Origin of the sequence: Paenibacillus whitsoniae (genome assembly GCF_003955665.1) — a bacterium.
In the GTDB taxonomy this organism is placed as follows: Bacteria; Bacillota; Bacilli; order Paenibacillales; family NBRC-103111; genus Paenibacillus_E; species Paenibacillus_E whitsoniae.
Genome location: NZ_RXHU01000056.1, coordinates 65,194 through 78,507 on the forward strand (window position 1 = coordinate 65,194; position 13,314 = coordinate 78,507).

Annotated in this window: 12 protein-coding genes; all 12 read right to left on the reverse strand. The window is 34.0% G+C overall.

The annotated features are described in order from the left end of the window. Window positions 1–11: 11 nt before the first annotated feature. The 12 genes from EJQ19_RS18865 to EJQ19_RS18920 are packed head-to-tail and all read right to left on the reverse strand — an operon-like array spanning window position 12 to window position 13,313. Window positions 12–755, reverse strand: coding sequence for a sugar phosphate nucleotidyltransferase (locus tag EJQ19_RS18865; protein WP_126142789.1), 744 nt, complete (start codon window positions 753–755; stop codon window positions 12–14). Between the two features lie 3 nt (window positions 756–758). Next, window positions 759–1,550, reverse strand: a complete 792-nt coding sequence (locus tag EJQ19_RS18870; protein WP_126142790.1) for a glycosyltransferase family 2 protein — start codon at window positions 1,548–1,550, stop codon at window positions 759–761. Beyond that, entirely contained in the window at window positions 1,550–2,377 is an 828-nt protein-coding gene (locus EJQ19_RS18875; RefSeq protein WP_164716622.1) for a sugar phosphate isomerase/epimerase family protein, read from the reverse strand. The genes EJQ19_RS18870 and EJQ19_RS18875 overlap by 1 nt, the downstream gene beginning before the upstream one ends. Beyond that, window positions 2,358–3,143 carry an NAD-dependent epimerase/dehydratase family protein gene (locus EJQ19_RS18880; RefSeq protein WP_126142792.1) on the reverse strand — a complete coding sequence of 262 codons (786 nt, stop codon included), beginning with the start codon at window positions 3,141–3,143 and terminating at the stop codon, window positions 2,358–2,360. Before EJQ19_RS18880 ends, EJQ19_RS18875 begins: the two co-directional genes overlap by 20 nt. 16 nt (window positions 3,144–3,159) lie before the next feature. Further along, window positions 3,160–4,149, reverse strand: a complete 990-nt coding sequence (locus EJQ19_RS18885; RefSeq protein ID WP_164716623.1) for a glycosyltransferase — start codon at window positions 4,147–4,149, stop codon at window positions 3,160–3,162. Next, entirely contained in the window at window positions 4,146–5,270 is a 1,125-nt protein-coding gene (locus EJQ19_RS18890; protein WP_126142794.1) for an FAD-dependent oxidoreductase, read from the reverse strand. The genes EJQ19_RS18885 and EJQ19_RS18890 overlap by 4 nt, the downstream gene beginning before the upstream one ends. Before the next feature lie 15 nt (window positions 5,271–5,285). Then, on the reverse strand, window positions 5,286–5,636 hold the full coding sequence (locus EJQ19_RS18895; RefSeq protein WP_126142795.1) for an EamA family transporter: 351 nt from the start codon (window positions 5,634–5,636) through the stop codon (window positions 5,286–5,288). Next, entirely contained in the window at window positions 5,633–6,373 is a 741-nt protein-coding gene (locus EJQ19_RS18900) for a hypothetical protein (RefSeq protein ID WP_126142796.1), read from the reverse strand. Before EJQ19_RS18900 ends, EJQ19_RS18895 begins: the two co-directional genes overlap by 4 nt. Next, the gene (locus EJQ19_RS18905) at window positions 6,370–7,827 is read right to left on the reverse strand and encodes a DUF2142 domain-containing protein (protein WP_126142797.1); all 1,458 of its coding nucleotides are present in this window, start codon (window positions 7,825–7,827) and stop codon (window positions 6,370–6,372) included. Before EJQ19_RS18905 ends, EJQ19_RS18900 begins: the two co-directional genes overlap by 4 nt. Window positions 7,828–7,840: 13 nt before the next feature. Further along, window positions 7,841–11,815: a rhamnosyltransferase WsaF family glycosyltransferase gene (locus tag EJQ19_RS18910; RefSeq protein WP_126142798.1), complete on the reverse strand. Its 3,975-nt coding sequence runs from the start codon at window positions 11,813–11,815 to the stop codon at window positions 7,841–7,843. Beyond that, window positions 11,808–12,563 (reverse strand): ABC transporter ATP-binding protein, encoded by a 756-nt coding sequence (locus EJQ19_RS18915; RefSeq protein WP_126142799.1) that lies wholly within the window; start codon window positions 12,561–12,563, stop codon window positions 11,808–11,810. Before EJQ19_RS18915 ends, EJQ19_RS18910 begins: the two co-directional genes overlap by 8 nt. 12 nt (window positions 12,564–12,575) lie before the next feature. Continuing rightward, entirely contained in the window at window positions 12,576–13,313 is a 738-nt protein-coding gene (locus EJQ19_RS18920) for an ABC transporter permease (RefSeq protein WP_241242985.1), read from the reverse strand. Between the last annotated feature and the right edge of the window lies 1 nt (window position 13,314).

Consider the following 13,314-nt stretch of genomic DNA (forward strand, 5'->3'; position numbering starts at 1 on the left):
GAAGTTTTCTCCTATAATTTTAATTTTCCAAAGTCTTCACCGTAATACATATCTTTTGCTAATTCATTAGCTCTTGCTAGTGATGCGTGAGTACCCGCATCTGTCCACCAACCATTTAGAACATCATAGGTAAGTTGCTCTCGCTTAATATACTCGTTATTGACATCAGTAATCTCGAGCTCCCCCCGACCTGATGGACGTAACGTTTTTACAATATCAAACACCGTGCTATCATACATGTATATTCCAGTTACTGCATAATTACTTTTAGGGTGTGTAGGCTTTTCCTCAATAGATCTGATTTGTTCTCCTGCCAATTCCGGAACGCCGTATCTTTGAGGATCTTGTACTTCCTGAATCAGAATTTTTGCTCCTACATGCTGATCCTTGAAATTTTGTACAAATGGAACAATACTTTCTTCAAAAACATTATCCCCAAGAATGACCACCATCTGGTCTTTCCCCACGAAGTGCTCAGCAAGATCAAGGGCTTGTGCAATCCCCCCCGCCTCATCCTGAACCTTATATGTAAAAGTAACTCCCATTTCCTTTCCGCTTCCTAAAAGATTCACAACATCTCCCATGTGATCTTTTCCCGTTACAATAAGGATGTCTTGGATGTCGGCTTGCTTTAATTTTGCGACAGCATGAAAAATCATTGGGTACTTACCCACAGGTAACAAATGCTTATTTGTTACTTTAGTGAGTGGGTATAGCCTCGAACCTGTTCCGCCTGCTAAAATAATTCCCTTCATTAATTAGTCACTCCTTGGATTATATTTACCTATCAATAGACCTACTAAAATTCTTAACAACAATAAATTACCCCGAAGTGGACTTATTTTCGTTGGAATTTTTCCTATTGGATACTCTCTCGTTACTGGGATTTCCTTAACTTTGTAGCCTAATCGTGGTGCCTTTACTGAAACATAAGCAAGTAATTCATACGTACTGAACAAATGACGAAATGGTTTTAATTTGTTATCTAACAAAAACTTTTTTGAATGAGCACGAAATCCGTTCGTTGTATCCGTGTATTTAAACCCTGACAACAATGAAATAAATGGGGCATGAATTAATTTAATTGCTAGCTTACGCGAGAACGGGGTATTAATTTCCTTACCACCAGGTACATAACGAGAACCTTGTACAAAATCTACTTTATTATCTAGTTCACCAATAAATAAGGGGATCGATTCCACACTATCCTTGTTATTACCATCAACTGTAATTATACCTTCGTAACCTTGTGATAACGCATACGAGAACCCCATCCTTAACTGCGCACTTAACTTCCCAGTATCTTGCTTGGTCAAAACTGCTCTGACACCATTAGATATTAAAAATTCGTCCTGTAACGATCCATCCGTGCTTCCCCCATCTAAAATGATTATATCAATGAGGTCCCCTAGTTTACTAAGACGTTTTAATTCTTTTTGGATCTTCTCTCCCTCATTAATGACAGGAATACATACGCAATATTTATGAATTCTCGGCTTGAATTCTGTAAGCTCATATTTAGGCACTTCCCAATCTGGATCAAACTTCATTACTGATCCCCCCTTTTTATATCAAAATAAGTATTAGCAACGAATTCTAGAGCCTGTTTAACTGCTACTACATCAGACTCTAATAAATTATTTTTCATTTCAATAGAGAGCCACCCATCATAATGCATCTCTCTCAGACAAGCTGCAACTTTGGAATGATTTTCCTTACCAATGAGATTTAGGAAAGGTTCACTGATATGAAAATGTCCGATATACGGGTAGCTTTTTTCCAATATGTCATGCGGGCTCTCATTATTAATAAAAATTGTTCCTGTATCAATTTGCAATTTTATTGAAGGATGATTGAGCTCTTTAACGAATTCAAGAGTCTCCAACGTACCTGTCAAAAAATTACATCCATATGCCACTGGATTAGCTTCAATACAAAAGGATACACTTTTCTTTCTGGCCATTTCCCCAAGAATATGGAAAAACTCAAGAGCTTGATTATAGGCTTCATTATCACTAATGTCTTTAATATACCTATTTTTAGGTGAGCCAAAAACAAGTACATTGGTGCCCATCATTGAAGCCATGTTAATTATTTTTTGGAGATAGTCTAGCGTGTGCTTCTGCGATATCCTATCACCAAAAATAGAAAGGTGTGGCTTTCCAAATAATAAGGATTGCATTGCAATCAGTTTGAACCCTTCGTTCTCCCAAAAAGACTTATACTTTGAAATAACAGCTTTTTCCACTATTTCTGGATCAGAAATAACCTTTGTAGGAGCAACCTCTAGACCTTCAACATTATTAATCTTTAAAAGGGTAGTTATTTCTTCATTTAAACGACTATCCCAAGCAATATTAGAAATTGCTAGTTTCACTATTTTCATTCTCCAATCTTGTAAAGCTTCTTATGCCTCCAAAAACCTGGTCTTTTGTTATCATGTATTCGCTGTCTTTGTTAAAGAAATACGAATATATACTTTTCATATTATAGTTCACAGGAGTTTTATCAGTTATAGTCTTGAAATCTATTCCGAAACAACTTTGAGCAATCTCATGTGCAGAAACAGGTTCAGTAGCAAAATTGATTAAACTTAAATTTTCATGACGTACAGTTTGGATATCATTCCAAAGTCTCGACATATCATAAAATTGGAACACACTTTGGTGATGTGTCAAGTGAAGACAGTTGTTGTTCATTAAATCAAAAATGATATTTTTCTTTAAACCTGCACCAAACAATCCAGGTAAACGAATAATAGTAAATTTTTTGAAGTTTTCTTGTACAAATTGTTCAAGATAATATCTATGTTTGCCATATGGTTCTAACTCCGCGGCATTTATTTGAGTATTTTCATCAACTTCCTTAGGATATTTGTAGACATCCACAGTTGATATAAGAATAAATTCTTCAGCATCTATTTTTTTTAGGTGTTCAGTTAATTTCTGGATGTTTGCAAAATCTTGCTCAGGCTCTTGATTAGCCTTCCATTTTACAGCCGGTGCTCCAGCACATATAACTAAAGAAAATTTCATTCCATCGATTTCTTGAATATTTTTTGAGTTATAGAGTTCATCAAAGCTAGTTTGTTTAAGTAAAGAACTCCCAACAAAACCCGTATATCCGATGAGTGCAGTACTCATAGATGATAGCCTCCCCTTATTCTTTTGTTGCAGCAACCTCTCTGTCGCTATGATAATCCACATCATTTTTATATTTTTTAGGCTTATATAGCTCAACCGAACTTGTAGTATAGAAGGGTCTATTCTGAATCTCAATTAACAATCTAGATATATATTCTCCTAACATGCCGACAATAAAGAAAAGGCCGGTGAAACCAAAACTAATTAGTATCATAAGGGTTGTCCAACCCTCAACAATATTCTTATTGAAAAAATAATTATAAAAAGCATAAATTGCCATAGAAATACTAAAAAGAAAGAATGCAATAGACAAATAATGTGACGCTTTAAGACCTATATTGGAAAAAGATACAATCACATCAAGAGCAGTACTTACATTTTCTCGATTGAGTTTCGATCTAGGAGAACTCAGCTTAGCAATTGGAGAATACGAAATAAACTGTTTTTTAAATCCGGTATAAGCATATAATGCCTTGCGATAGCGAACCTTTTCTTTTAAATTTAACATGGAATTGAGCGCGCGGCGGGAAACAAGTCTAATTGATTCCGTTTTTAAATCTAAATTTAAATGAGAAAAATAATTTATTACTTTATAAAACAATTTAGAAGTTATCTTTAAACCTGTATTAGGAGATGCAGCAACAATATCGTAGCCTGAAACTGCAGTTTTATATAGTGATTGTATTATTTCTAATGGATATTCAAAATTAATATTTTCAATTTCAAAAATAAAATCACCTATAGACTTAACCAAACCTGCATTCATGGCTTGTTCTATACCATGTTTTCTCGATAAATTAATTATCGTCATATTACCAAGAAGAACTTCATACGCTTTCCTAGCATTCTCTAAAGTATTATCACTACTTGCATCATTTATTAATATAATCTCATAATGTTTGAAAATTGAAGCGAGGGCGGCATTTAACTGCTCAATCCCAGCTAACACTCGAGTCCCTTCATTTCGCACATAAACAACTGCAGAGACAAAGACCTGTTCCTTCACAGCAATACCTCCTCCAGATCATAAATTGTATTGAATTTGCCTGAGAAAACCGAAATAAAATTAGGTTGTTGGGATGACTGTCTAATGACGGTTGGCCTTGAGTCATCTATTTCTGCGGTACTTAGTATAGTTTTAACAGCATATAACGATGATTCATGTTGCACTGAAATATCAGATTTTAGATACTTCTTAGCAATCTGGCTCATTCTGCTCCATGACGAATCTGGCCTAAACTGGCAAGTATTACAATTTCTCAACATATGCTCATTGCAATCTCTCCTATGTGTTTGGCAGGAAAACTTAGGAAATGGATTATTGCTTGTTTCATGAGGAGTATCGCTAACTGACGTGAGAGAATGATATCCCGAATATCCGAATGGCATTAATGAGAAAAAGGGACCATCCATCACCGTTATCCCTGTATTCGAAAGATTACTCGACACTTTAGTGAGTATGACTTCACAAAGCTCATATTTGGTTTGAAATAAAGAATAACCGAACAAATTCAGCAATTGATTTATACTCGCATATGTTGCATTTAAGACATTAGACGTCTGAAGTTCCGCACCATTACTTAACTTTAATTTGAAGTTCTCTTCATCTATTTCGACTTTTTCAATTTGACCATTGAAGATCATATTAACATTCAAAAAACCCTTTAGTTCCTCAGTGAGGGACTCTCTAATTTTGTTAGCATCATAGGTATACTCATCAGTCTCAAATGCAGCCTCGACCGTTCCCTGATTAAAATATTTTGAACTATTAATTTCTTCAGCAGGAATTGATACATAATCACAAAATTTCTTGAATTGCTCAGCGTTAGTTAGTGAATCATATAGAGCAATGGCATACACCTTTTTAAACTGGGTATTAACTGCATAGTTAAAATCGCGATTAAATCTTTCATAAAAATGAGCAGATTTTTCTGCAGTAGAAACGCTGCGTGGATAATGATATCCATTATGCACACGTGCTTGATTGATAAAGCTTGCCCGTTGTAATGGCTTGTCGTCAACTTCAATTAACGCAATTTTTCTATTGCTTTTGGCCAATATTTTGGCTGCATACATACCATATATTCCGGCACCAAATATTACATAATCGTAGTTTTCAACAGTCATTCAGTACCTCTCGTCTTATAAAGAAATAATTATTGTTCCTGCAATAAGTAATAGTAGTCCCAAAATTTTCATTTGAGTCAATGGTTCTTGAAAGAAAATGACAGCAATTAGCACAACTCCTATTGTGGTAAGAGCTTGAGATATTGGAGATATACGACTTAGTTCTCCGCGAGACAAAGCAAATATATAAAATAAAAAACTGAAGCCATATAAAATGCCGCCTCCCCAAATCATAGGAGAGGCAATAACTTTGAATAACAAGGAAAAATTAAATGAATCAACCCTTATATCTGTGATCCCATTCTTCAACGTAGCTTGCGCTAATAAGTTAAATACTAAAGCAGCTAGTAATATTAAAAGTGTCATAAGTTGGTTTCCTTTTTTCTCTTATAACTTTTTTGCATCAACGCTGTGTAAAATAAATAATATATAATTGAAACAGTAAAAAATAAAAATGAAAGATATATTACTAAAATTATATTGTAATATTTAGCTGGAATAATTCCATGAGTACGTTCTATAAAATATTTTACTGTAAACCTTTCGACTTCTTCCCCTTCTAAAAAGAATGGGATAAAACCACGACTAATTTCACCATTCCAAATAAATTTAACATCTACTTTAAGATTACTTTGTTGTACTTGATTCATCTCTTCACTGTACCATGCTGTTATTGAATTGGTCTCATTAGATTCAATTGAAGTAATAACTATTTTATACCGTGTATCTAATGTATTATTTTGTTTTGAAAATTCAAATTTATGATATGAATTATCCGTCCAATCAATGACCGATACAGTTCTGGATTCCACCTCCTCCCAATTATTGTTGTTTTTTTTATATAAGCTATACTTTATGTGTGAATCATTCTTTCTTTGGTACGTTGCCATAAATAAATTTATACTAGAAAACGAATCAACAGTAGAATTAAACTCCTGTTCAATTCTGCCACCTTTTAAAAGTGGCCCGAAATTCTTCATAGCCGGAGATTGCTCAAAGCCACTAGTTCTACTATAAGTAGATATCTTCAAATAATTAAAAAATATGACAATCGCAAAAAAAATCGCACATATTGCTAAAATATTAATAATATTCTTTTTCAAGATATCATTACCCCATAGTATCGTTTTAATAAAAGCAACATAGAGCAAATATGAAGTACCAAAATAGAAAGAACCGAAATAATATAGATAACATTATGATATCTTCTCTTAATTAAACTTTGCAGACCAAAAACTAGCAATACAACTATTGGCACAAGGGCTGTAAAAATGTATCTTCCTTGTAGCATAGTGTCAAGACTACTTCTATAATAAACAAACTCCACCATATATAAAAATACAATATTACCCAACCAAAACAAGCATAGTATAAATACATAATGAATTTTTACTGAGTTTATTTTGTGCTTTAATACAAAATACCTAATGAAACTAATAATTACTCCGATTGAACTCAATAGTATAAGAATAAAAATTATCTTATAAATCTTATCATTAGTGAAGGTAATATTGAGCCATCCAAAAGTCGCCCAGACCCATCTAACCCAAATATTATAAATTCTACCCAATCCTATACTTACTGATGGAAAAATTTCATGAAGATATCCAGTTAGTTTCCCATGCGCATTAAAACCAATTGGTTTAAATCCCATTACTCCAAAGACAGATTGGTAGTGTTTTTGGCTAAAAACTGCCCACCAACCATATAGGACTACCACAGGTATTAACAATATCCCAACTAAAGAGAAAATTCTCTTTAGTTCTATTTTTTTCAATAGTAAAAAAAGCAACAATATTGCACCACAGAAAAGCGAGACATAAAGTATCTGAGCTTTTACAAGTAATCCTAGCCCCATTAGGACCCCACCTAATAGCACTTTGCTGGTAGTTATCTTTTCCAACTCATCCAAGCATGATAATAACCAACACAATAATAGAACAGAAATACTAATCATTAATGTGTCATTAGTTACAGAAGCGGAAACCATTGAATACATAGGTTGAAGCAATGTTATTGAGGATATTGTAATCGGGAAAAGAACATTACTGGGAACTATTTTTTTTCCTATATAATAAGATCCCCAAACTGTAATAAGACTCAACAAAACTGAAAACAGCCTAACAGAATAAAATCTGTATTCAATTGAAAGATTATCAAAGAATTTATAAAAGATAGAAGCTAACCAATAGTACAAAGGTGGATACGAAGTTATATAATTACTACCAGTTCCTATTCTACTTAAAGTATTCTTTTCTTGCTTAGAATCAATCATAAATAAAGCGTTCTTGTTATTAATAATATCCTCAGTCTTAGCAAAATCATAAAATTGTATTAATTCAGGTGAAAAACTATTATCAATATTATTTCCTCTTACTGGCAACCCTTTTTGTTCTGCCAAATACTGTACGTAAGAGAAATGCCCCGGTTCATCCGGGGTTTGAAATGGAGGTATAATTATGCTCCATAAAATCCCCTTAAGCAGAGCTAATATAAGTATTAATACTAGAGGAATTGGAACTAGTTCTATAAATTTTCGTCTCATGATTTTAATCATCGTAAATTCCTCATTAATTTCTTTGAAATACCTCACTTAATAATTTTTGAAACTCTTTATTCCAATCGGAACGCTCATTAATGATTAATTTAGTTGCTTGGCTAGTTAACCTCTTACGTTCGTCCAAATTTAGCAATGCATCAATAATCGCTTCAGCAATACACGAAACACTTGCCTCGGCCACCTTACAATTCACTCCATCTTGTAACATCCAAGTATTCCATGGATTTTTATTGGCTACCACCAAACAACCTGATGCCATTAACTCAAATGGTAGGTAGGATGGATGTCTGGTCATCATCATCGCCAATCCAACATGGCATTGACGATACAAGTCACCAGTAGACTTATACGGCAGCATTCCCAGATGTTCAATTACACCATCAGCCCCGTAAGCCGCGGCATCCCAGTCAGCCCCTGCACTTACAATTCTTACTTTATCTCCAAAGTAATTTTTCACTTTCTTCAGAGCTGGAATCGCTAACTCAAAACAATTTCGGGGATTACCTGGTCTTCCATACAGAAATACTAAATACGGCTCCTCTGCTCTCTCATATTGAGGAGGATAGAATACAGAAGTGTCAACGCATGGTGTAAAATGAAAAGCTTTTCCACCTAACTCCTCATAACTTAATTTTAAGGAGATTGTGTTACAAATAGCTGTATATCCAAATCCATATGTAGCTTCAACCTGTGCACTGGTTGAGCCTCCCGGGTAGAATAATGGTTCCCAATCTTGTAGAAAATAAAACTTTTTCTTAGTTTTATTATACTTTAATTGTGTATATGCCGTTGTCCATAACGTACAAAAAGAAATATCAGAACTTGGAATAGAATTAATTCTATAATCACTGGTTAACCCAATTACTTCACAGTCTTCCAGGCTAGGAAACGCAGCTAAAATAGCTTCTCTTACGCTCCGAACATCATCTATACCAACAATAACAAATTGATTACGTATTTTCCTATTTAACGTTAAGAATTCAGCAAATCTTAAAATCGTGTGAATTCCTCCATAAAAAGCCGTTGAAAAAGGAGGGAGAAACCATGTTGCAGTCTCCAGAGTTCCGATATTCTCTGATTGAAGGATAATTTGCTGGTTTTTCTCTAAATCTTCTTTAGTAAAGTCATATAAGGTAGAAAGGATCATTGCATCTGAAGTATAGCCAGACCAGATAGAATTATCAGCTTTTTTCTCACTAGAAACCTTTGGAATGAACTTGGATTTCATGTAGCTTGGATTCCAATCCCATACATTCCCATTAAAATATAAGTCATTTACACTATCAGCTAATAACCATTTATTCTCAACTGTTGTCCCATTGAACTTTATTCTTAAATAGGGGTCATATAAAATTGTATTTTCTTTTGACACTAAAATTTGAGACTCTAATAACAATTCCTCCATGGTTTTCTCAAAACCAATATTCTCAATAATGCTTGCGAAGTTTTCTTTGTTAATCATTAACGCAAATACAGAAACTGCCCTATAGTCTCTATACCAATTCACGCTACCATAAGTAGTATATGCATGAGTTGGCATACCTTTAAATGGTTCTATAATTTCATTTCGATCGCTAAAAACATACCCTGCATTTAGAACCAAGTCATTAGAATCCAAGATCATTCCAGATGCAGCTGCGTAGTTACCTTCTTTTAACCATGCTGCCAATTCCGATGCAACTTCACTTGTGGTTAACAAAATTCCAGCTTTCAATATTAACACTTGAGCATTTTTAAAACTATTAAATGCTTCTATATAAGATCCTGATTGAATACATATTTCAAAGTTGTCACCATATGCATCAAAATGTGCATCCATTTTTTGTTCTTGTAAAATAATTACCCTACTAGGTTTAACTAGCTGAGCTTTAATTGACTCTAACGTTGCAAATATATCCTTTAAACGGGTTGCCTTGTCCGTGTAAATTAGAACATCATAACTAATCGACGATTTGTTCCAAACCATTCTAAAGGTATGATCTTCGTTTCTCACAAGTGTTCCGTTTAGTTGATTTCTGTAAACATAATTAGCTAATGCTCTATTTTGAGCTTCAACTACATAAGGCTTTGCTTGCAATCCCGATGCAACAGAAGTTTCAATAATCCTCCAATGGTACAGAACCTTTGGAACATGAATAATGCGATTAGCTTGTTCGGAAACTCTTAAGAAGATATCCCAATCTTGGGCCCCATCAGTTGTAGGATCAAACAGGCCAATTGAACTAAAAATATTCCTCCTAATCAAACAAAAATGAGTTGGGTAATTGGCAGAGAGCATTGTTGCCCAAGACCATTTGTGTTTGAAAAGAGGATTAAGTCGTACTGATCCATTTTCATTTATTTGATCTTTATCTGAATAAAGAAAATCAACTTCTGGATACTCATTAATGGTTTTCACCATTTGATAAAGGGCATCTGGCGTGATAATGTCGTCATGATCAAGTAAGGCAATAAAATCGCCACTTGCTAAATTCAAAGCTTGGTTTGTATTTTTGGATATACCACCGTTTTCCTCCAGATATACACACTTTATTCTATCGTTCGTTACCTCTACGTTTTTTATGTATTGTACTAATTCCAAATCTTCTAAATCCGCAACAGCTACGCATAATTCCCAATTTTCATAGCTTTGATTAATAACAGAATCGACAGTTTCTTTAAAAATCGACTGTTTTATTTTATATACGGGAAGTAAGATGCTAATTAATGGTTTTAAATCAAAGTTACCAGACTCTAGTTTTTGATGGGATAATTCATCATAAGATGGATATTGAGAAGATTCAAGCCAACGTAAATTCCCCTCATTCCATAAATTAGTCTCAACAACAGCAGATTGCGGGGACTCTTGAATCTGCTGTTTCAAAGATATTTTATTGAATTTACGTCTTTTTACAATTGCTTTAACGAATTCTCTTCTTCTTGAATGCAGAGGGAGGATATTATCCCTAAGTTTCCAATATTTTTTCAAAACTCTAAATGTTTTACCTGTTTGAATTCTTTGAAGTTGATCATTTAGTTGGGCGATTTGAATATTCAATGAATGAATATGATTTCTCAAACTTTGTTCATTTTTATTCAAATCAACAAGCTGATTCTGTGAATTCTGAATCAGATCCCTATTACTTTCATTTAACATATGGAGTTCATTAATCTGTGTTTTTAATTTTATATTCTCATCCAATAACGCAGTTAATCTTACTTTCTCTCCATTCATTTTGGCTAAGTATTCGTTTATTTCTTTTAATTGCGTGAAGAAGAGTTCCTTCGTAGAATCAAAACTTTTATTAAACTCATTTGAAAGAGACTTCATTTGAGTTACAACTTCTTTGAATTGAGATTTATTTTCAATCCTAAAGTCATCTTGCCGATTACTCAATTCTCTTATTCTTTGTTCACTGCTTTTTCTATATAAAAGAGCATGTGGTGCAATGTGTTCTGAAGGCCATACTTCCCCGCCTCTTATAAAACCGTATTTTGCAAATAATTCATCCCAATACGCAGGTGATTGTACATTAATATGTGTAGGCTCATCAAAATCGGAAGGAGAAGATGAGAAGACAATTTGGCTTGTATGCTCGCACATCAGTTTTATAGCTGCTTCAGCCATCACTGCTGGAACATGCTCTAGAACCTCAATACAAGTAATTAAATCGTAAGCACCATCGTACATTGATGCATCATCAATCGCTCCAGTCCTGCAATAAGGCTGGATATCTTGTCTGACTTCAGCTATAGCTGTTTCAGAGATATCAAAACCATATGCGTTAACTCCAAGATCTCTTAAACCTTCCACAACAAAGCCTTTCGCACAACCGACATCAAGAACCCTTATTGGCTTGTAATTATTTTCTATTTGTTTGGAAATGTTCGAGAAGAATTTAATCCAATGACCATTGTAAGAATCTCTATTATAGGGAATTCCGCCGAAACTCGTATTGTAGTACTCTTCGTTATATAATGATTTGTCGAATTTATCGTTAGACACGAATAAGACCTTCTTTCAATGAATCATAGTATTTTTCGATCATTTCACTAGGAGGGCCAATTTCAATTTTTCCTCTTTTTCGTATAAACATAATGCGGGTGCATAATTCTTCTGCTATCTTTAAATCATGAGTTACTAATAGTACAGTCTTCTTGCGATCTAGGAAGCTTTTAATTTTTTCAAATGATTTCGTTTGAAAACGTTTGTCACCTACGGAAAAAACTTCATCTAGGAGCAAGATATCAGGGTCGATACTCGTCGCTACAGAGAATGCAAGTCTTACTTGCATACCTGAAGAATATCGTTTAATAGGTACATGTTCATAACCCTCTAGCTCCGCAAATTTAAAGATTTGCGGCATTAACTCTTTCATGCTCTTCCTATCAATACCCAAGATACTCCCATATAATCTGGCATTTTCCGTCCCTGTCAGATCCGGATGAAATCCTAGCCCAATTTCTAACAAGGCTGCAACAGAACCATGAACATGAACTTGACCAGCATCAGGAGAAATAATTCCCGCCATAATTTTAAGTGCCGTACTTTTCCCTGCACCATTTTCTCCGATTAGCCCAAATACTTCGCCTTTCGCTATTTCAAAAGAAATGTCTTTAAATATTTGTATTTTTGTTGATTGTGACTTTTCCTTTGCTTTAACTGTATCTATAAATAGTTGCTTTAATGATTTCTTTTCTACATTAATTTCATACGTTTTTGTGACATTTTGCATTGTTATTGCCGATTCCATGATTCTTCGCTCCTAAACCAATTCAGAAATTTTCTTATTGTATTTTCTGTAAAGAAATATAGATAAGAACAAGAACACAAGAATGATGATTATTCCAGAAAGCACATTTGTGTAAATGGGGGTTCCTAGAATAGCTGCTTGATAAAGATTAATAACGAGGGACATTGGATTCAACGAAACATAGTATTGAAACTGTTCTGGAATTAAATCAAATTGATAAATGACAGGAGTCAACCAAAACCAAGCCATAATAAACACTTCCAATAAATGGGAAGTATCGCTAAAAAATACGTTACTTATAGCCAATATTAACGATAAACTAATCATAAAAATCAATTGCGCTATTAGTGCCACAGGCAGATATAACAAACTCAAAGTATACGGAACATTAAAAACTTTCATTGCTCCCAGGATCAGCACAATCATCATTAAAAAGATAACGAAGTTGAAAACCACATTTGACAACACTAGAATGTATTTGGGCAATTTTACTTTAGTTAAAAGAGAAGCGTTATTAGTAAATGCTCCAACAGACATTGTTAGCGTAGAGGCAAAAAAATTCCACGGAAGAAGCCCTGCCATCAAGAAAATCGAAAAATTCGGGGTATTCGTTTTCATAATCGTTTTAAATACCCAGGTATAAATAATGAGCATAATTAAAGGGTTAACTAAAGACCACATGAACCCTATAATTGATCCCTTGTATTTCAGCTTCAAATCTCTTTCAACCAAATTAAATACTAAATCCACG